The organism is Eoetvoesiella sp. (genome assembly GCF_035555955.1).
In the GTDB taxonomy this organism is placed as follows: domain Bacteria; phylum Pseudomonadota; class Gammaproteobacteria; order Burkholderiales; family Burkholderiaceae_B; genus Eoetvoesia.
Genome location: NZ_DATMGA010000016.1, coordinates 146067 through 165299, shown reverse-complemented (window position 1 = coordinate 165299; position 19233 = coordinate 146067). Strand labels below are relative to the sequence as shown.

Here is a 19233-nt window from a genome sequence, read left to right as displayed (position 1 = left end):
ACCTTTACAAGCGCATCATGTTGGCTTTGAATCAATTTCCAGAATCCAAGAAATCCCTCCTCGGCCAACTGGCCCAAGACCTGGAGCCCAATGCCCTGAACTGGCTGTCGGGCTACTTTGCAGGCCTGGCTGAACGTTCGGCCGTCGAGCTGCCCGCCGCGCCGCATGTGGCGGCGGTTGCCAGCGCCAATGCCATCAAGCGCCTTACCATCGTTTACGGCAGCCAGACCGGCAATGCCAAGCGTGTCGCCGAATCGCTGGCCGAACGCGTCAGCGCCCTGGGCCTGCAAGTCAACCTGGCCCGCGCCGACAGCTACCCAACGCGCGACCTGAAGACCGAGCAACTGCTTTACGTCGTCATGAGCACCCAGGGCGATGGCGAACCGCCCGACGACTCCCTCGGCTTCGTCGAGTTCCTGAACAGCCGCCGCGCCCCCAAGCTGCCGCAGCTCAAGTACGCGGTGTTGGGCCTGGGCGACTCCAGCTACCCGTCGTTCTGCGGCATTTCGCAAGCGCTGGACGCGCGGCTGGCCGAGCTGGGCGCGGAACGCCTGCAGGAAGCCGGCGCCGCCGACCTGGATATCGAAACCGTGGCCGCGCCCTGGACGGAGCGCGCCCTGGATCACGCGCAAAAAGCCTTCAAGCAGGCCGCCGACGTGCCCACGGCAAGCGTCACCCCGCTGCATCCCAACATCAGCGCCAAGGCGACCCGCGAACAGCCCTTCCACGCCGAACTGCTGCAAAACCAGCCCATTACCGGACGCGGTAGCAGCAAGGACATCCGCCACATTGAAATCTCGCTCGAAGGCAGCCAGCTCAGCTATAAGCCCGGCGACTCCCTGGGGGTATGGCCAACCCAGTCGGATGCGCTGGTGCAATCCATCATTGCCACGCTGCAACTGAATGCCGACGAAAAAGTCGAAATCGCCAACACCAGCCGCAGCGTCAAGGAATGGCTGGGCCGCTACCGCGAACTTACGCAACTGACCAAGCCGTTCCTGGTCGCGCACGCCGAACTGGGTGCCAGCGACGAGCTCAAGCATATTCTGCAGCCCGAGCAGCACGAACAATTCAAGCAGCTTCTGGAAACCCGCCAGCTCATCGACGTTCTCAAGAAGTATCCCGCGCCATGGAGCGCCGCCGCCCTCATCAAGGCGCTGCGGCCCCTGACGCCGCGCCTGTATTCCATTGCCTCCAGCCAAACTGCGGTCGACAACGAGGTGCACCTCACCCTGGCCAACGTCGCGTACACCCACGATGGCGAAGAGCGCTGGGGGGTTGCCTCCAACTTCATCAGCGGCCTGCGCGAAGGCGACAAGCTGCCCATCTTCATCGAGGAAAACACGCGCTTTCGCCTGCCCGCCGATACGGCCCGCGACGTCATCATGATCGGCCCGGGCACGGGCATCGCGCCGTTCCGCGCTTTCGTGCAGGAACGCAGCGCCACCGGCGCCAGCGGGCGCAACTGGCTGTTCTTCGGCAACCCGCATTTCCATTCCGACTTCCTGTACCAGACCGAATGGCAGGCTGCGCTGCGCAACGGAAACCTTACGCGCCTGGACCTGGCCTTCTCGCGCGACCAGGAACAGAAAATCTACGTCCAGGACAAACTGCTCGAACGCGCCACGGATCTCTACGACTGGATCCAGTCGGGCGCCCACATCTACGTCTGCGGCGATGCCAACCACATGGCCAAGGACGTGCACCAGACGCTCTTGCGCATCGCCCAGGCCGAAGGCGGGCTGGATGCCGAGCAGGCCAAGACCTGGCTTGACGACCTGGCCTCGCAAGGCCGTTACGCCCGCGACGTGTATTAATTCCACTTCCGGATCAGGCAGACGCACTGCTCCCCCGCCGCGCAACGGCAGGCCCGGAGCACCGGCCTCCACGCCCAGGCCTGATCCGCCAATGGTGTAGAACCCAATCGATTCAGGATAGTCATGAATAGTTTAATGAAGAGCCCTCTGGCCCCTTTGGAGCAAATCAAGGTGGACAGCCGCTTCCTGCGCGGCACCATCGCCGAGGGCCTGGCCGACCCGGTAACCGGCGCCATCGCCGACAGCGACACCAAGCTGCTCAAGTTCCATGGCAGCTATATGCAGGACGACCGCGACCTGCGCGACGAGCGCCGCAAGCAGAAACTGGAGCCCGCCTACTCCTTCATGGTTCGGGCGCGCCTTCCGGGGGGAGTCATCACCCCCGAACAATGGCTGGCCCTGGACCACATTGCCACCACCTGGGCAACGCGCGGCCTGCGCATCACCACGCGCCAGACCTTCCAATGGCACGGCATCCTCAAGAAGAACCTGCGATCCGTCATGCAGGCCATCGACGCCGCCAGGGCCACCACGCGGGCGGCCTGCGGCGACGTGAACCGCCAGGTGGTCAGTTCGGTCAACCCGCTGCTCTCCAGCCAGCACCAGGTCGTGCAGGACTGGACCGAAAAGCTTTCGGCGCACTTCCTGCCACGCACCAGCGCCTATGCCGAGATCTGGCTCAATGGCGAAAAGGTGGTGGACGGCGTCCAGGAAGAACCCCTTTACGGCAACGCCTACCTGCCGCGCAAGTTCAAGATCGGCATCGCCATACCGCCCGTCAACGACATCGACGTGTTCGCCAACGACCTGGGCTTCATCGCCATCATCGAGAACGGCGAGCTGCTGGGCTTCAACGTTGCGGTGGGCGGCGGCATGGGCGCCACCCATGGCGACGACACGACGTATCCGCGCCTTGGCAGCCTGATCGGCTTCGTCACGCCCGAGCAACTGATATCGACGGCCGAAGGCGTGGTGACCGTGCAGCGCGACTACGGCAACCGCCAGGAACGCCAGCACGCGCGGCTCAAGTACACCATCGATCATCGCGGCCTGGAGTGGTTCAAGGCAGAGCTGGAGCAGCGCCTTGGCTTCACGTTGCAGCCCATACACGACTACCACTTCGACCACAACGGCGACCGCTTCGGCTGGGTTCAGGGCGAAGACGGGAAATGGCATCTGGGCCTGTACATCGCCTCGGGCCGGCTGTGGGACGAAGACGGCTTGCAACTGCTGACGGGTGTGCGCGAAATCGCGCGCATCCACAAGGGGGAATTCCGCCTGACCTGCAATCAGAACATGGTCATCGCCAACGTCGCCACGCGCGACAAGGCCAAGATCGACAAACTGGTGGCCCAATACGGCCTGGACGGCTACAAGCAGCAAAGCGGCATACGCCGCTACAGCATCGCCTGCGTGGCCTTGCCAACCTGCGGACTGGCCATGGCCGAAAGCGAGCGCTATGCTCCCGAACTGATCACCAAGCTCGAGTCCATCCTCGATACCCACGGCCTGCTCAACGAGCCCATCCAGCTGCGTATTTCAGGCTGCCCAAATGGCTGTTCCCGACCCTACCTGGCGGAAATCGCCTTGATCGGGCGCGCGCCGGGCCGCTACGACCTGCGGCTGGGCGCCGACTTCACGGGGCGGCGCCTGAACATCGTCTACCGCGAGAACATCACCGAGCCGGAAATCCTGCAAACACTGGACACCCTGTTCGCCGCCTATGCGGCCAATCGCCTGGAGTCGGAAAAGTTCGGCGACTACCTGATCCGCAGCGAAACGCTGCCCGCCCCCACCCAGAACCTGATACCCATCGTTCTGGAAGCGGCCACTCAGTAAACATTCGCAGCTTTGCGCACGCAACCGGCCCGCTTCAAGGCGGGCCGGTTCGCCTACGATTTACAATGGCTGTCGTTTGCGCCGGACATGTGCCCAATGTCCGGCGCAGTTCTTTCCCTTTCTCCCAACTCACGGCGCGCTATCCATGGCCCTCTTTCCTTTATTTGCAGACCTGAAAGGCAAATCCGTCCTGGTCGTAGGCGGCGGCGCCGTGGCGGAACGCAAGATCGCCAGCCTGCTCAATGCCGGCGCGCTCGTCCGGGCCGGGGCCCCCGAGTTCAGCGACACGCTGCGGCAATGGGCCGCACAGGGCCGGATAGCCCTGATCGAAGGCGGATTCCAGCCCGAATGGCTGGATGAAGCCTGGCTGATCATCGCGGCCACCGACGATCGCGCCGTCAACCGGCATATTGCCACCCTGGCCGAGCAGGCTCGCCGGTTCATCAACGTGGTGGACGACCCGGAACTGTCCAGCTTCCAAATGCCCTCCATCGTCGACCGCTCTCCGTTGATGATCGCGGTTTCGTCCTCGGGCAGCGCCCCGGTTCTGGCCCGCCGCATCCGCGAACGGCTGGAATCCCTGTTCGACCACTCCCTGGGAGCCCTGGCCGCCCTGGCCGAAAAGCATCGCGCCGCCATCAAGCGCCTGCGTCCCAACCTGAACCAGCGCCGGCAGTTCTACGACTGGCTGCTCGACGGCCCCGTGGCGGGCGCCCTGCGTACGCAGCAGCCGCAGCTTGCGGAGCAATTGCTCGAAGCCGAGCTGGAACGGCGGCCCGGCGCTCCGGTGGGCAAGGTCACCCTGGTGGGAGCGGGCCCCGGCGACCCGGGGCTATTGACGCTGAAAGCCCTGCGCGCGCTGAATGAAGCCGACGTCATCCTCTACGACCGGCTGGTCAGCGGCGAAATACGCGCGCTGGCCCGGCGCGACGCCACGCAGATATCCGTGGGCAAGACGCCCGGCGAAGACCATGACGCCACGCAAAAACGCATCCACACGCTCATGGTGGAACATGCCCGGGCGGGCCAGCGCGTGGTCAGGCTCAAGGGCGGCGATGCCTTCATCTTCGGGCGAGGCGGCGAAGAACTGGAGTTCCTGCGCAGCCATGACGTGCCCTATGAGGTCGTCCCCGGCATCACCGCGGCCATCGCCTGCGCCGCCTATGCCGGCATTCCCCTTACCCATCGCGGCTTTGCGCAGTCCGTGCGTTTCATCACGGCGCATAGCGCCAAGGAAAACGACGCGCTGGACTGGCATTCGCTGGCCGACGAAAAACAAACCCTGGCGTTCTACATGGGGGTGAGCCAGATGCACTGGCTGGCGGGGCAACTGGTAAGCCACGGCCGCTCCATCGACACGCCGTTCGCCCTGGTCGAAAACGGCACCCGCGACACCCAGCGCGTGCTGAACGGCACGCTGCGCAATCTGCCGGACGTCGTTGCCAAAAACAATATCCAGACCCCGTCGATGCTGCTGGTCGGCGAAGTCGCCGCGCTGACCAACACGCTGCACTGGTTCGGCACCCACGTTCCGCCAGACGGCTCGGCCGCGCCATAAAAAACCGGGCGCGAGGCCCGGTTGTCTGGAAGACGCACCAGCAGGCTACATATGGTTGCCCAGCACGGTGATGATGCGCTTGGCGGTGGCGCTGCTGTCGACCTGGCCATTGGGGTCCAGCACGTTCACCAGCGAACCCTGGCCCTGCTGCGCAACGTGGATGCGATAGGTCTTGGCCTCGGAGGTACCCTTGCCGCCGAACAGACGGCTGATGAAATTGGGCTGCTCGATTTTCTCGCCGGTATCGCTATCCAGATAGCGGATGAAATAATCACCGGTGGAGCGATCGCGGTCGTCCACCGAGAAGCCGGCTGAGTCGATGGCCACGCCAACCCGGCGCCAGGCGCGATCGAACGGCTCGCCCAGCGTCAGTTCGGCCCGCCCGTCGTCGGCCTTGGTCACCTTGACGGCGCCCGGCGCTTTTTCGGCCTGGGTAACCTGGGCCTTGGCGGTCTGGACGTCGGAGCCCAGGAATACCATGAGGCGGGCCAGCATGGCGGCGTTCAGGCCCGGATCTTCCTTGCCTTGAACCCATTTCCAGCTGCGTTCGTCGGCCGTCGCGGTTTCGACCATCTGGTCGTGGCTGATGTAGATTTCGGTCTTGCCGTTGACACGCTCGAGCCGGGTGCGGAAGCGCTCGCGTTCGCCGCTGTCGTAAACGGAATCGAGAATGCTGCCCAAGGCGCTGCGGATCCAGTCTTCGGGAATCTTGGCCCGGTTCTCGGCCCAATCGGTTTCCATCAGGCCCGCACGCGGATCCTGGCTATGGATGGTAAAGCCCTGCTCGCCCCAGAAATCCACGACCTTGGCGTACACTTTTTCGGGCGGCTGGTCGACGACCAGCCAGCGGATGTCGCCATCGCGCATGACCTGGATGCCGGCCGGCTGCGGCAGGACTTTTTCGCCGGGCGCGGCGGTGCGGCGCTCTTGCTGGTTCTGCGCGTACTGGCTGTACGTGGCCGTGCCTTCGGGAGCCTTGTAATGCGCCCCCTTGTTGGCCTGGATAAGGTCTGGAGGAACGCTGAGAGGGTCGGTGACCCTGACCGTGCTTTTGTAATCGACCGCTTCCTCGCGGCCCATAAGCTGGTTGTACTGCGCGCAGCCCGCCAGCATGGTCAACCCAAGACCCATCGCCAAACCGGTATAGCGTTTGTTCATACGCATTTTCATCATTCTCAAATCAAGCCCACGTCTTTCAACGAGTTGCGAACCACAGCGTGAAACTGCTCGCTCAGGGGGGTTAAAGGTAAACGATAGCCCAGCTTGGACAAGCCCATTTCGGCAACGGCCCACTTTACGGGAATCGGGTTGGATTCAACAAAAAGAACTTTGTTCAATTGAGACAGGCGCCCATTGAGCTCGCGCACCACGGCGACATTGCCCTGCAGGGCTGCGACGCAGAGCTCGTGCATGAGCCGGGGAGCCACGTTGGCGGTGACCGAGATATTGCCCCGCGCGCCCAGCAGAATGAGCGAGGCGGCCGTGGGGTCGTCGCCGCTGAATACCTGGAATTCAGCCGGCTTGTGATGCAGCAGCCAGCCGCCACGGGCGATGTCGCCGGTGGCGTCCTTGATGCCGATGATGCCCGGCACCTGCGCCAGGCGCAGAATGGTTTCGTTGGACAGGTCGGCGCTTGTGCGGCCCGGCACGTTGTACAGGATGGCAGGAAGGTCGACCGCTTCGGATATGGCCCGGAAATGCCGGTACATGCCTTCCTGGGTGGGCTTGTTGTAGTAGGGCACCACCGACAGGCCGGCCTGGGCGCCGACTTTCTTGGCATACCGGGACAGCTCGATGGCTTCGTCGGTGGAATTGCCGCCCACGCCCGCGATGATGGGCATGCGCCCGGCGGAATACTCGACGGCAACGCGGATGAGTTCGGAATGCTCTTCCACGCTTACCGTGGGCGACTCGCCGGAGGTTCCCACCACGACCAGCGCATCCGTGCCTTCCTGGGCGTGCCAATCGATAAGTTTTCGATAGCTATCGAAATCGAGGCTGCCGTCGGGAAGCATGGGCGTAACCAGCGCAACCATGCTCCCTTGAAAGGTGGGAATTGCAGAATCTGTACTAGACATGATGGAAAGTATCTCCGAAAGCCCGACTCGAGGCAGCGGGCACGCCTTTTACGCACCAAAACCAATCTAACGTGCAAGTTTACCGGATAAGCGAGTAAACATGCACACGCCCCACTATAGTTTTTTTACAGGAACCAGGTCACGATGGCCTGGCCCGCGGCCAGCAACGGCAGCAGCAGCTTCCAGAGCACGCCGGTCATCATCAAAACCACCAGAATCAGCAGGCCGTAGGGCTCGATCCTGGAGTACTTGTAGGCCAGCGGCCCCGGCAGCAGGCTGAACACGATCCGCCCCCCATCCAGGGGCGGCAGCGGAAACAGGTTCAGCGCCATGAGGACCAGGTTGATCTGGATGCCCGCAATGGCCATCCGCACCCAGAAACTCTCCATGCCCGAACCCGCGCTCATGAGCAGGCGCAGTTCCACTGCCCAGATAATGGCCATGACGAGATTGGAAGCCGGCCCGGCCAGCGCCACCCAGAGCATGTCGCGCTTGGGCTTGTTGAGCCTGCTCCAGTCGACCGGCACCGGCTTGGCCCAGCCGAACAGCATGCCTGCGCCGCCCATGAGCTTGGTGCTGAACAACAGGACGAGCGGAACGATGATCGTGCCGACCATATCGATATGGCGGATGGGATTCAGGCTGACGCGGCCCGCCTGGTACGCGGTGGGATCGCCGAACATGCGGGCGACGTAACCATGGGCCGCCTCGTGCAGGGTAATGCCGAACAACACGGGTAAAGCGTAAACCGTAATGGTCTGTATCAATGCTTCCATTCAAATTCCGGGTAATGGCGCGGGCTGATTGCCCTGCACCTGGTGACTTGGGCCGCCCGCACGGGAAAAAGTTCGCTAATCAAGGCCCAGGGCCGACAAATCGCCCTGCCCCCGCCGCACGATTTCGGGCTCGGGGCCGGTAAGGTCGATGACCGTCGTGGGCATCAAGGGGCAGGAGCCGCCATCGATGACGGCCGCCAGCTGGTTGGCGTAGCGGTCGAGGATTTCCTGCGCATCGTTCAAGGGCTCGTCTTCGTCCTCGGGGATGAGCGTCGTGGAAATAAGCGGCGACCCCGCCTGCTCGATGAGGCCGAGCGCAACCACATGGTTGGGCACGCGGATGCCGATGGTCTTGCGGGAGGGATGGGACACGCGCCGCGGCACTTCGCGGCTGGCTTCCAGTATGAAGGTCCAGGGGCCGGGGGTTGCGAGCTTGAGGAAACGGTACTGGCGGTTGTCGACCCGGGCGAAGTGGCCGATTTCGGCCAGGTCGCGGCACAGCAAGGTAAGATGATGGCGCTCGTCCAGCCCGCGCAAGCGGCGCAGGGAATCGGCCGCCGTTTTATCGTCCAGCCGTGCCACAAGCGCGTAGCTGGAATCGGTGGGCACCGCGACCAGACCGCCCTTGGCCAAGAACTCGCCCGCCTGCTTCAACGAGCGGACCTGTGGATTCTGGGGGTGAACGACAAACAACTGAGCCATGAAACGTATCCTAACATTCTTGAGGGAGCAGTTTACGGTGCGGGCTGGCCGGAGGCAATAAAATTCCAGACTCTACCGGCGGTTGAAAAACCCGGTTTCATTCCCCAAGGAGCCCATGATGCGTTTGGACAATTCACGCGAAAGCCAAAATATCGAAGACCGGCGCGGCAGCCGCATCCCCTTGCGGGGCGGCGGAAAAATCGGGCTGGGCACCATCGTGCTGGCGCTGGTCGCGATTTACTTCGGCGTGGATCCCAGCGTTGTCCTGCAAAACCTCACCGAGCCCCAGGAAACGCAATACAGCGCGCCGGCCGGCAATTCCGCCAACGACGCCGAGAAAACCTTCGTCGCCAAGATACTGGGCGACACCGAAGACACCTGGAGCAAACTGTTCCAGCAAAACGGCTGGGGTAGCTACCGGCAGCCCAAGCTAGTCTTGTACAGCGGCGTGACGCCCACTGCTTGCGGCACGGGCCAGGCGGCCATGGGGCCTTTCTATTGCCCCGGCGACAGCAAAGTCTATCTGGATCTGGGCTTTTTCCGGCAAATGGCGCAAGAGCTCGACTCTCCGGGCGACTTCGCCCAGGCTTACGTCATTGCCCACGAAGTCGGGCATCATGTGCAGCACCTGCGCGGCATCACGGATCAGGTCGATAAACTGCGGCAGCGTTCCAGCACGACCGTGGCCAACCAGCTTTCGGTGCGCGTCGAACTGCAGGCCGACTGCTTTGCCGGAGTCTGGGCCAACCACTCGAACGAACAGCGCGGCACGCTGGAGGCCGGCGACATCGAAGAAGCCCTGAACGCCGCAACCGCCATCGGCGACGACCGCCTGCAGCAGCAAGCCCAGGGCCGGGTCGTGCCCGACTCGTTCACCCACGGCACTTCCGCCCAGCGTGTGCGCTGGTTCAGCCGTGGCCTGAAAAGCGGCGATACGTCGCAATGCGATACGTTCGGCGCACGGGAGCTTTGAGGCCTCGCCGGCCTCACCCATTCGCCGCAGTACCGCGGCGGCGCAAGGTGTCGTACCACTCGGGATTGGGATCGGCCTGGCACGCGAACGCCTGGGCCCGCGACGGCGCGCGCCACACCCCGCCGCCAATGCTGGGCTGGGGCTGAACCCCGTACCAGAACCAGCGCCCGTCCTCGTCCTGGGCCGCCCAGTCCCAGCCGGCGGGCGCCAGCGACCAATCCGGTTCAAAAATATCGTCAGCCATAGGCTTCCATCGTCCATCTGAAGGATTGCGGGACATTCACGCGGCAAAACTCCCCGCGCCTTTCCCGCATGCCGCTCCGCTCCATTTTACATTTCGAAATATCTGCGAGGGGAAACCCTAGCCGCTGCAGCGTGTACCCCATAAATGGATTGTCCATACACTTCAAAACACGATGGGCGGCGCCCCGCCTGCGGCACGCACGATTTTGAATCGCAGCGTCGAAACCGCAGCCGCGCCGCCATCGGTCGGCGAAAACCTGCGAGCACATTGCTCCAGGCCCGTCTTTGGTCTTTTATGAAGGATACAAGAAATGCCCCGATCAACCTGGCTTGTCCTGATTCCCGTACTCCTGGCGCTGGGCGGCGTATTGGCCGCCAATCGCGTCACTCCGTTCATTTTCGGCCTGCCCTTCTTCATGGCATGGGTGGTTGGCACGGTCCTGATTACTTCTTTGGTGATGTGGCTGATCTATTCACTGGATCCCGCCAACAAACCATGACTCCCTTTTTATTCTCGTGCTGTTACTGCTGAAAGGCCTGGCAATGAATACTCCTTTGATCATTATCGCGGTGTCGCTGGCATTCATCGTTTTCCTGGGCATGCGCGCCAAGCGCGGCGTCACGATGAACATGGAACAATGGAGCGTCGGCGGACGCGGCTTCTCCTCCGTGCTGGTGTTCGTGCTGATGGCCGGCGAACTCTACACGACCTTCACCTTCCTGGGCGCCAGCGGCTTTGCCTACGGCTTCGGCGGGCCCGCGCTATACATCGTGGTGTATACGGTCCTGGCTTTTGTCATGTCGTACTGGCTGCTGCCCCCGGTGTGGCGTTACGCCAAGCAGCATAAGCTGTTGACCCAATCCGACTACTACGCCAAGATCTACGGAAGCACGGCCCTGGGCACCCTGGTCGCCGTGGTGTCGCTGGTCGCATTGATTCCGTACCTTATCCTGCAATTCAAGGGCATCGGCATCATCGTCGAATTGACGTCGTACGGCGGCATCAAACCGACGGCGGCCATCTGGATCGGCGCGGGAGCCATGACCGTCTACGTCGTCAACTCCGGAATGCGCGGCTCCGCGAATACCGCGCTCCTGAAGGACGCCGTGGTGCTGGTGGTCTGTGTCTTTCTGGGCCTTTACCTTCCTTACCATTACTACGGCGGCCTGGGCTCCATGTTCGCCACGATCGAGCAGGCCAAGCCCGGATTCCTCGCGCTGCCCGAAACCGGCAAGAACGCCGTCTGGTATTTATCGACGATCGCGATCTCAAGCCTGGGCATGTATTTGTGGCCGCATGCGTTTGCGTCGGTATACACGTCGAAAACGGAAATCAGCTTTCGCAAGAACGCCGTGGTCATGCCCATTTACGCTCTGGTCATGCTGTTCTCCATGTTCGTGGGCATGGCGGCTATCCTGCAGGTGCCGGGCCTGTCGGGAGGCCAGATCGACCTCGCCCTGCTCAAGCTTTCCATCCAGACCTTCGACCCATGGCTGGTGGGAGTCATAGGCGTTGCCGGCGTGCTGACCGCGATCGTGCCCGGCTCGATCATGCTCATCGCATCTTCCACCCTCTTTGCGCGCAACATCTATCTTGTGGGCGCGCCAGACACCAGCGACTCGAGACTGTCGCTGGTGTCCCGGATAGCCGCCTTGGCCATTTCACTCATCGCCGTGTATTTCGCAATCGGGGGCGGACAAAGCATCGTCGCGCTCTTGATCATGGGATTCAGCTTCGTCACGCAATTGACGCCGGGATTGCTGGCCAGCCTGTGCAAAACACGAATCGCCAATAAATACGGGGTTGCCACGGGGATATGCGTCGGAGTCGGCACGGTAGCCTACACGGTGCTGACGCACCAGACCATGCAAACCCTCTTCCCCGGCGCCCCGGCATGGGTGCACGACGTCAATATCGGCGTCATCGCCTTGGGCCTGAACACCGCAGTCATGCTCGCCGTCACCGCCCTGACCCGCGGCCTGGTGCAGGAACCCACGGTAGCGCTGCAGTCCGAGCCTTGAGCGGCCTCCAGGCCCCACCCACTTACCTCACACATCCCGCCCTGCTCTTTGGCGGCCTGCTCAGGCACGGCAGCAAGCCACCACCTTACCCGCCCCATGGGACAGGCGTAGTTCTTGCAGGGATCATGGCCGGAACGAATTGAAACGTCGTACCATGACGGCTTGACCGCTGCGATGCAAGCGGCCGGCATAACTGTCACTAATCTCAAGGACGAACTCAAAATCACCTATGAGATGGCGAGGCGTTACACGCTTGGTATTGCCATGCCGCGCGACGACAAACTTGTCGCTATCGCTGTCTATGTCGGAGCAGATCCTGCATTCTTAACGTTTGGGACGAAGAGCCAGAACGCTCTTTAGTGCGAGAACCTGCGATGAAACATAGCATTGCATCGACACATCCCGGCCACTGAAGAAAGCCACTCCCGACAGCATCTACGCTCTCACTCCAGCCCAGGCCAAGCAAGCCGATATCGCCTTTGATGCAGCCCTGCGCGGGTATGAGGCCCAGCGAGGAAAGGTATAAAAAATTTGCCAAAAGAGTAACAATAATTTATTTTCATGTATAAATGTTATATAGATCAAAAAGGGGGACAACATGTCGGACTTCAAACAGCGCATCGAACACCATGCCGAGCATGTCAAAAATGTCGGGACGCATTGCGCTACCGAAGAAACAACAAAACAGGCGCTTATCCTCCCACTGCTCGATATCCTCGGGTTCAGCCCCTACGACCCAACCAAGGTAAAAGCCGAATATGGCGCAGACTTTCCCGGCGCAAAGGCCAGCGAGCGCGTTGATTACGCCTTGTTCAGCCATGGCATCCCGGTAATGTTCATCGAAGCCAAGGCGTATGCAGAAAATCTCACCAACCACTGCCCCCAACTCTCGCGGTATTACAACGCGACTCCAGAGGTTGCTGTGGCCGCCATCACAAACGGACGCGAGTGGCGATTCTTCACCGATTTAGAGAATCGAAACATCATGGACAGCACGCCGTTTTTGATTATTGATTTCGAAACTGATACTGACGACGTGGAGGAACATCTGGAGCGGTTCCACTATGACAATTTAGAGCCAGGCACACTGCGAGCACTGGCCGAAGAAAATGTCTACCTGACGGCATTCAAGGCAGCGATTACCGCTGCACTGCGCGACTGCGATTTAGACTTCGTGCGCTATGTGGCCACGCGTGCCAACACGCAGCGCACGATGACAAGCAAGTTTCTAGAAAGCATCCAGCCAATCATCAAGCAGGCCGTTGCGCAATCAATCAGCGAAATGGTGGCGACGAGCTTGTCAACGCCTGAAGCTGCGCCAATAGCCGCTCCGATCGAGATCATCCCCGACGAAGATGCGGACATCGTAGACCCCGATAACGCGAAAATCATCACAACAGCCGAGGAAAGGCGCTTGTTCGATGTTTGCACCGACATTCTGCCTGACGAGGACTTACAGGCTCGAGATACCGAATCCTATTTTTCCGTAGTTCATGGCGGAAAATCAAATCGCTGGATATTCCGATTCTGGGGCGATAAAAAACACCCAGCCATGCAATTCATCATCCCTCTTACCGACGCCGATAAAACCGAGATTTCTCGTGCCGGATTAAAGATCGGCAGCAACGATCAGATCCTTCTTGATAAACCTGAAGATCTTTATCGTCTTGCCGGCATCGTCCGAGACGCCCTCACCTACTGCAAGAATGATGACAATTTCAAACGTAAGGGACGAACCATAAACGCAACAGACTCCACCGCTATTTGACAAGTTCGTGTGCAACGACGGCTTGATCAGTGGCAGCAAAAAGATTTATAAGGTGCCGGGCAGCCGTCCACAGGGATTACTTGATACGCCCAAAGCCGAACCCAATACGAGCTGTGATTGCCGTAGCGACACATTCTGCATGGGGCCACGTGGCGGGAAGAAAAGCTATGCGCGAGAGTGAACGAAAAGGTCAATCTATCAATAGCTGAGGCTCTCAATGAGCGACGAACTAAAAACCATAAAAGAAGGCATTTCACTGGCACGTGAGCTGGTACAAGCGGTAAAGGACAACCCCGATGCCAAGAAGGCTGGAGGGAATCTTGGCAAGAGTGCCGTAGTGCTCAGCGAGACAATTAATCATGCTCTCTTGCCATTGGCCGCATTGAATTACGGTATACGTAAAGCAAAAAACTACTTTGCAGAAAGGTTTCCTAATGAAATGTCCGAGAAAGCCGCTGCGATTCCATCTGAGCACTTAATTGAACCTAAAACATCACTTGCGGGTCCCGCTCTCCAAGGTTTGGCATTTACACATGAAGAGAACGAGCTGAGGGAAATGTTTTTGAATCTCCTCACAACATCCATGGATGATCGGATTGCTTCGAATGCCCATCCCGCTTTTGTAGAAATTATCAAACAACTGACGACTACAGAGGCTCAAATTCTCAAAATCTTTATACCTCGTGAAGTCAGTCCAATTATCGCAATTAGAGCGAAAGAGCTGAACCAAAGTGGCTCGACCCAGCTCGCAACGCACATTCTGAATCTATACAAGAAAGATGAACCTGCTGAGCTAGATGAACTTTCTGCGATGGTCGACAACTGGATTCGTCTAGGACTACTCGAAGTTGATTATGGCTCTTATTTAACTGCCCCAGAGGCCTATGACTGGGCAGAAAAACGTCCTGAATTTATACGCATACAAAGCTCAATCGATGAGAGCAGTAAAAAAATCGAAATACAAAGAGGCCTGATGAGACGTACCAAATTTGGAGAAAACTTTGCCGCTGCTGTCGGGCTGATCTAGATACCGAATTAGTTTTATGTGGAGATGTGAGGGCAGAGCCTGCTGCTCACTCCACGACATGTACTGACGGCCGGATCAAGCTCTCCGCGGGAATTCCCAACTCCTTATGCAGCTTCCAGATCATTGGCAACGTCAACGAACGCTTGCGATTCAGCACTTCATAGACGCGATTGCGCTTGCCAATCATGGGCTCCAGGTCTTTAGGAGCCAACCCGCCCTGCTCCATCCGGAACTTAATGGCCTCCACGGGATCGGGTTGATCGATCGGATAGTGCCTGGCCTCATAAGCCTGCACCAACGTGGCCAGCACGTCCAGGCGATCGCCGTCGGGTGTGCCCAACTCGGGATCCGACTCCATCAAACGGGAAATTTCTTTAAGCGCCGCCTTGTAATCGGCCTCGCTATGCACAGGACGGATTTCCATGATCACTCCATTTCTACAGTCTCGGCATCAATCTTGTCGTATTCCACGTGCGTGCCGATGAATTTCACGTAGACGATGCCCAGCTTGAAGGCCACCGCCACAACCAAGCGGTAGTCATTGCCCTTGATGTTGAACACCACGCGCCGATTCTTCAGGATGCTAGCGCTACGATAGTGCGCTTTGATCTCCGCAGGCTGGCCCCACTGCGCCTTGACGGCTTCATCCACCCACGCCTTGAGGGGTTGCTCCGCGTCGGGATACTTTTCCCAGAATGCGCGCAATGTACTAACGGCTATGACTCGCATAGATATATGTTAGTCCCATTTTGGGACTAACACAAGGGCTATAGAAGTGCACCGAGCATCGGCGACAGAATAGGGATTCGTTCCAACAAACTAGATTTCGTTCTAATTTTCATATCACGAAATATCCCTTATTTTCTAATTATTCGATTTCAAAGGGAGTTTGGGGTGACCGATGGGGCTCGAACCCACGACAACCGGAATCACAATCCGGGACTCTACCAACTGAGCTACGGTCACCATTGTTTCAAGGCCGAATGCCTTAAAGAAGCAAGATTCTAGCATGAACTGGGAATAGTTTCATACGCGCTTGTGCGCAATGGCGAGAGCATCTATATACTTGACGCTGTCGGCTGGAGCACCGCGCCGGGTTTACTTCGGCCCAGCCGGGCGATGCACGGGCGCAACCCGGCGATTCGCGCTTTGCGCCAGCCCCCATTTCAATCAGCTTGTCGGCCTTCATGACCCTGCAAACACTGTTCGAGGAATACTGGCCCCATCTTGTTTTTCTGGTCTCGGTGGTTACCGGTGCGACGGCGGCGGTGCATGCCGCCATGACCAAGAACGACGTGCGCGCGGCCATAAGCTGGGTTGGCGTTATTTTGATGTCGCCGCTGGTCGGCCCTTTTTTGTACCTGATCGCGGGCATCAACCGGATCCGGCGCGACCAGATTTCGCAGCAGCGAGACAAATCGCTGAAGGAATACTCCCGCATCCAAAGCCCGACCAATTTCGAGATCGCCGAGTATTCGGCGCGCCAGTTCGAGTCGCTGCGCCTTCTGGGCGACAAGATCAGCCGGCACCCGCTGCGCAATGGCAACAACATCCGCATGCTGGTGGGCGGCGACCAGACCTACCCCGCCATGATCCAGGCCATAGACCAGGCCAGGAAATCCATTGCCCTGCAAACCTATATTTTCGACAATGACAGCGAGGGCCGGAAAATCGCGGATGCGCTGGCGCGGGCCAAGGAGCGCGGGGTGGAAATCCGCGTGCTCATCGACTCGATCGGCTCCAAGTACTCGCGCCCGCCCATCATTCATCTGCTGCGCAAAAAGGGCATACAAACGGCGCTGTTCATGACCAACCCCCTGGGCCTGCGCATGCCCTACGCCAATTTACGCAGCCACCGCAAGATCCTGGTCGTGGACGGGCGCATCGGCTTCACGGGAGGCATGAATATCCGCGAGGCCTTCGTTACCGCCGTGGCGGGCGACAAAACAGCGGGCGACACGCATTTCCGGGTGGAAGGCCCGATCGTGATGCAGTTGATTTCGGTTTTCGCCCAGGACTGGGAATTCACGACCAAGGAAGCCTTGCCGTACGACACATGGTGCGACGAAACCTCGAGTCCGCCCGAGCCGAAAGTTCCGGCGCGCTGCATATGGTCGGGCCCTGACCGCGCCATCGTCAGCACCCACAATATGCTGCTGGGCGCCTTTGCCGTGGCGCAGCGGCACATCCGCATCCAGTCGCCCTACTTTCTGCCCGACGCCACGCTGCTCGGGGCCATCAATACCGCCGCCCGCCGGGGCATCATCGTGGACATCGTCATCCCGGGCAGCAACAATCTGCGCCTGGTGAACTACGCCATGACGGCGCAACTGGATCAGGTCATCCGCACGGGCTGCCGCGTCTGGCGCGCGCGCGGCAACTTCAACCACTCGAAGCTCATCACCATAGACGGGGCGTGGTCGTACGTGGGTTCGTCGAACATGGATCCGCGCAGCCTGCGGCTGAACTTCGAGCTGGACGTGGAAATCTACAGCCGCGATACGGCGCTTGCCATCGAAAAGCAGATCGACGGCGAAATCGCCCATTCGGACAGAACGACCCTGGAGGGCCTGGCCGAGATCCCCTTCAGGAAACGGCTGCGCAACCGCATCATCTGGCTGGCCAGCCCTTACTTATAGGCTGAATGCATGAACGCCCGGCTCACGGGCAGGCCGCGCCGGCGCATCGCGCACGCGGGCCAGGCAGCGAGCCCGATGCACAAACGCACCAGTGCCTTGACTTCTCAGCCGGCATCGGAAACAGACTGCCACAGGCCCTTGTAGTCGTTGCGCAATACGTTTTTCTGCACCTTCCCCATGGTATTGCGCGGCAGTTGCTCGACCAGGGCGATATGCTTGGGCACCTTGAAGTTGGCGACCAGGCTTTTGAGCCGGGCCTGCATGGCGGCCGCATCGACCTGCTGCCCCGGCCTGGGCACGACCACGGCGACCACCGCCTCGCCGAAATCGGGATGCGGCACGCCGATGACCGCCGATTCGGCCACGCCCGGCATGTCGTCGATGACCATCTCGATTTCCTTGGGATAAATATTGAAGCCGCCCGAGATGATCAGGTCCTTGCTGCGCCCGACGATGGAAAGGTAATCGTCGGGAATATTCTGCACGGGCTTTCCGTCGTCGCTCAGGGCAGCCCCCAGGCGGCCCACGTCGCCGGTCTTGAACCAGCCGTCAGGCGTGAATTCTTCGCGGGTTTTCTCGGGCATGCGCCAATAGCCCGAAAACACATTCGGCCCGCGCACCTGCACGTTGCCGATTTCACCCGCCGCCAGCGGTTTGCCGGCGTCGTCGACCACCCGCACGGAAACGCCGGGAAGCGCCCGGCCCACGGTTCCTCCGATGCGTTCGCCGTCGTGTTCGTCGTAGGGATTGGAGGTCAGCATGACGGTTTCGCTCATGCCGTAGCGTTCAAGTATGGTGTGGCCGGTGCGCTCCTGAAAGCTGGCGAACGTTTCGGTAAGCAGCGGCGCCGAGCCGGAAATGAAAAGCCGCATGCGGCCGCACAGATCGCGCGTAAACCGCTCGTCGGCCAGAAGCCGGACATAATACGTGGGCACGCCCATCATCATGGTGCTTTGCGGCAGGTAATGCAGGGCCTGCTCCAGGTCGAACTTCGGCAGCCAGATGGTCTTCGCCCCGGCCAGCAAGGCGCCATGCGAGGCCACGAACAGGCCATGCACATGGAAGATGGGCAGCATGTGCAGCAGCACGTCGTCGCCGCGCCAGCCCCAGTACTGTTTGAGGGTCAAGGCATTGGCGCCAAGATTGGAATGCGACAGCATGGCGCCCTTGCTGCGGCCCGTCGTGCCCGAGGTATACAGGATGGCGGCCAGGTCGTCGCCACGGCTTTCGACCGTGGCAAACCCGGACGGCTGGGACTGCGCAAGTTCGGACAAACTGCCGCCGCCGTCGGCCTCCAGCGTATACACCTGGGCGCACCCGGCCTTGCGGGCCAGGCTTTCCACCCAGGACAGGTTCGCGCCGGAGCACACCACTACCGCCGGTTCGGCATCGTTGAGGAAATACGCCACCTCCGCCTCGCGGTAGGCCGTATTGAGCGGCAGGTAGATCAAGCCGGATCGCAATGCGGCCAAATACAGCATCAGCGCCTCGGGCGATTTTTCGACCTGCACGGCGATGCGGGATCCGGCCTCCAGATTCAGCCCCTTGAACAGATTGGCGTACCGCGCCGACTGCTGGTCGATGTCGTTCCACGTATAGGTGTTTTGCGGCGTTTCGATGGCAATGGCCGAACGGTCGCCGGGAAAGCCCGACTCCAGCAAAGAATACAAATTGGCGTTACCCACTGCGCAAAGCTCCTGAAAATGCGAAGGCCCGCCCACATCGCGAAACGTCCCGACGCGGGCGGCCTTCCCGATAATTGAAAACTCCCTCCGATAGGCGCCATTATCG

General features: G+C 60.3%; 17 protein-coding genes and 1 tRNA gene. 9 read left to right on the top strand and 9 right to left on the bottom strand.

What is annotated here, in order from left to right; translation table 11 throughout:
* Positions 1-17 precede the first annotated feature (17 nt).
* From VNT00_RS05215 to cysG, 3 genes are all read left to right on the top strand, one after another.
* Positions 18-1817 carry an assimilatory sulfite reductase (NADPH) flavoprotein subunit gene (locus VNT00_RS05215; RefSeq protein WP_325585188.1) on the top strand — a complete coding sequence of 600 codons (1800 nt, stop codon included), beginning with the start codon at positions 18-20 and terminating at the stop codon, positions 1815-1817.
* Positions 1818-1940: 123 nt separating this feature from the next.
* Positions 1941-3656, top strand: coding sequence for an assimilatory sulfite reductase (NADPH) hemoprotein subunit (cysI, locus tag VNT00_RS05210; RefSeq protein ID WP_325585186.1), 1716 nt, complete (start codon positions 1941-1943; stop codon positions 3654-3656).
* Positions 3657-3801: 145 nt separating this feature from the next.
* Complete coding sequence (gene cysG / locus VNT00_RS05205) at positions 3802-5214, top strand: siroheme synthase CysG (protein WP_325585184.1); 1413 nt, start codon at positions 3802-3804, stop codon at positions 5212-5214.
* A 45-nt stretch (positions 5215-5259) separates the two neighbouring features.
* Here cysG and bamC read toward each other — a convergent pair whose 3' ends face one another.
* The 4 genes from bamC to VNT00_RS05185 form a co-directional block, all read right to left on the bottom strand.
* Positions 5260-6378 carry an NlpB/DapX family lipoprotein gene (gene bamC, locus VNT00_RS05200; RefSeq protein ID WP_325585182.1) on the bottom strand — a complete coding sequence of 373 codons (1119 nt, stop codon included), beginning with the start codon at positions 6376-6378 and terminating at the stop codon, positions 5260-5262.
* A gap of 11 nt (positions 6379-6389) precedes the next feature.
* Complete coding sequence (gene dapA, locus VNT00_RS05195; RefSeq protein ID WP_325585180.1) at positions 6390-7292, bottom strand: 4-hydroxy-tetrahydrodipicolinate synthase; 903 nt, start codon at positions 7290-7292, stop codon at positions 6390-6392.
* 125 nt (positions 7293-7417) lie between these two features.
* The gene (locus VNT00_RS05190) at positions 7418-8068 is read right to left on the bottom strand and encodes a site-2 protease family protein (protein WP_325585178.1); all 651 of its coding nucleotides are present in this window, start codon (positions 8066-8068) and stop codon (positions 7418-7420) included.
* A gap of 75 nt (positions 8069-8143) precedes the next feature.
* On the bottom strand, positions 8144-8770 hold the full coding sequence (locus tag VNT00_RS05185) for an L-threonylcarbamoyladenylate synthase (protein WP_325585176.1): 627 nt from the start codon (positions 8768-8770) through the stop codon (positions 8144-8146).
* A 118-nt stretch (positions 8771-8888) separates the two neighbouring features.
* On the opposite strand from VNT00_RS05185, the gene ypfJ reads away from it, so the two are divergent.
* Positions 8889-9743, top strand: a complete 855-nt coding sequence (ypfJ, locus tag VNT00_RS05180; RefSeq protein WP_325585361.1) for a KPN_02809 family neutral zinc metallopeptidase — start codon at positions 8889-8891, stop codon at positions 9741-9743.
* Positions 9744-9756: 13 nt separating this feature from the next.
* On the opposite strand, the gene VNT00_RS05175 is transcribed toward ypfJ, so the two are convergent.
* Positions 9757-9987, bottom strand: a complete 231-nt coding sequence (locus VNT00_RS05175; RefSeq protein WP_325585175.1) for a hypothetical protein — start codon at positions 9985-9987, stop codon at positions 9757-9759.
* A gap of 310 nt (positions 9988-10297) precedes the next feature.
* Between VNT00_RS05175 and VNT00_RS05170 the strand changes: the two genes are divergently transcribed.
* The 4 genes from VNT00_RS05170 to VNT00_RS05155 all read left to right on the top strand — a co-directional run bounded on the left by VNT00_RS05170 (position 10298) and on the right by VNT00_RS05155 (position 14803).
* Entirely contained in the window at positions 10298-10486 is a 189-nt protein-coding gene (locus VNT00_RS05170) for a DUF3311 domain-containing protein (RefSeq protein ID WP_325585174.1), read from the top strand.
* 43 nt (positions 10487-10529) lie between these two features.
* Complete coding sequence (locus tag VNT00_RS05165) at positions 10530-12008, top strand: sodium:solute symporter family protein (protein WP_325585172.1); 1479 nt, start codon at positions 10530-10532, stop codon at positions 12006-12008.
* Between the two features lie 598 nt (positions 12009-12606).
* The gene (locus VNT00_RS05160) at positions 12607-13776 is read left to right on the top strand and encodes a type I restriction endonuclease (protein ID WP_325585170.1); all 1170 of its coding nucleotides are present in this window, start codon (positions 12607-12609) and stop codon (positions 13774-13776) included.
* A gap of 217 nt (positions 13777-13993) precedes the next feature.
* The gene (locus VNT00_RS05155; RefSeq protein WP_325585168.1) at positions 13994-14803 is read left to right on the top strand and encodes a DUF4393 domain-containing protein; all 810 of its coding nucleotides are present in this window, start codon (positions 13994-13996) and stop codon (positions 14801-14803) included.
* Positions 14804-14849: 46 nt separating this feature from the next.
* On the opposite strand, the gene VNT00_RS05150 is transcribed toward VNT00_RS05155, so the two are convergent.
* The 3 genes from VNT00_RS05150 to VNT00_RS05140 form a co-directional block, all read right to left on the bottom strand.
* Positions 14850-15233 carry a transcriptional regulator gene (locus VNT00_RS05150; RefSeq protein WP_325585166.1) on the bottom strand — a complete coding sequence of 128 codons (384 nt, stop codon included), beginning with the start codon at positions 15231-15233 and terminating at the stop codon, positions 14850-14852.
* Positions 15230-15532 carry a type II toxin-antitoxin system HigB family toxin gene (locus VNT00_RS05145; protein WP_325585164.1) on the bottom strand — a complete coding sequence of 101 codons (303 nt, stop codon included), beginning with the start codon at positions 15530-15532 and terminating at the stop codon, positions 15230-15232. The genes VNT00_RS05150 and VNT00_RS05145 overlap by 4 nt, the downstream gene beginning before the upstream one ends.
* 161 nt (positions 15533-15693) lie before the next feature.
* Positions 15694-15769, bottom strand: a tRNA-His gene (locus tag VNT00_RS05140).
* Between the two features lie 221 nt (positions 15770-15990).
* Here VNT00_RS05140 and cls point away from each other — a divergent pair.
* Positions 15991-17442 carry a cardiolipin synthase gene (cls, locus tag VNT00_RS05135; RefSeq protein WP_325585162.1) on the top strand — a complete coding sequence of 484 codons (1452 nt, stop codon included), beginning with the start codon at positions 15991-15993 and terminating at the stop codon, positions 17440-17442.
* Between the two features lie 104 nt (positions 17443-17546).
* On the opposite strand, the gene VNT00_RS05130 is transcribed toward cls, so the two are convergent.
* Complete coding sequence (locus tag VNT00_RS05130; RefSeq protein ID WP_325585160.1) at positions 17547-19127, bottom strand: malonate--CoA ligase; 1581 nt, start codon at positions 19125-19127, stop codon at positions 17547-17549.
* Between the last annotated feature and the right edge of the window lie 106 nt (positions 19128-19233).

Coding starts and splice junctions, on each gene's coding strand:
- VNT00_RS05215 (WP_325585188.1), top strand. CDS start 18: ATGTTGGCTTTGAATCAATTTCCAGAATCCAAGAAATCCCTCCTCGGC.
- cysI (WP_325585186.1), top strand. CDS start 1,941: ATGAATAGTTTAATGAAGAGCCCTCTGGCCCCTTTGGAGCAAATCAAG.
- cysG (WP_325585184.1), top strand. CDS start 3,802: ATGGCCCTCTTTCCTTTATTTGCAGACCTGAAAGGCAAATCCGTCCTG.
- bamC (WP_325585182.1), bottom strand. CDS start 6,378: ATGCGTATGAACAAACGCTATACCGGTTTGGCGATGGGTCTTGGGTTG.
- dapA (WP_325585180.1), bottom strand. CDS start 7,292: ATGTCTAGTACAGATTCTGCAATTCCCACCTTTCAAGGGAGCATGGTT.
- VNT00_RS05190 (WP_325585178.1), bottom strand. CDS start 8,068: ATGGAAGCATTGATACAGACCATTACGGTTTACGCTTTACCCGTGTTG.
- VNT00_RS05185 (WP_325585176.1), bottom strand. CDS start 8,770: ATGGCTCAGTTGTTTGTCGTTCACCCCCAGAATCCACAGGTCCGCTCG.
- ypfJ (WP_325585361.1), top strand. CDS start 8,889: ATGCGTTTGGACAATTCACGCGAAAGCCAAAATATCGAAGACCGGCGC.
- VNT00_RS05175 (WP_325585175.1), bottom strand. CDS start 9,987: ATGGCTGACGATATTTTTGAACCGGATTGGTCGCTGGCGCCCGCCGGC.
- VNT00_RS05170 (WP_325585174.1), top strand. CDS start 10,298: ATGCCCCGATCAACCTGGCTTGTCCTGATTCCCGTACTCCTGGCGCTG.
- VNT00_RS05165 (WP_325585172.1), top strand. CDS start 10,530: ATGAATACTCCTTTGATCATTATCGCGGTGTCGCTGGCATTCATCGTT.
- VNT00_RS05160 (WP_325585170.1), top strand. CDS start 12,607: ATGTCGGACTTCAAACAGCGCATCGAACACCATGCCGAGCATGTCAAA.
- VNT00_RS05155 (WP_325585168.1), top strand. CDS start 13,994: ATGAGCGACGAACTAAAAACCATAAAAGAAGGCATTTCACTGGCACGT.
- VNT00_RS05145 (WP_325585164.1), bottom strand. CDS start 15,532: ATGCGAGTCATAGCCGTTAGTACATTGCGCGCATTCTGGGAAAAGTAT.
- cls (WP_325585162.1), top strand. CDS start 15,991: ATGACCCTGCAAACACTGTTCGAGGAATACTGGCCCCATCTTGTTTTT.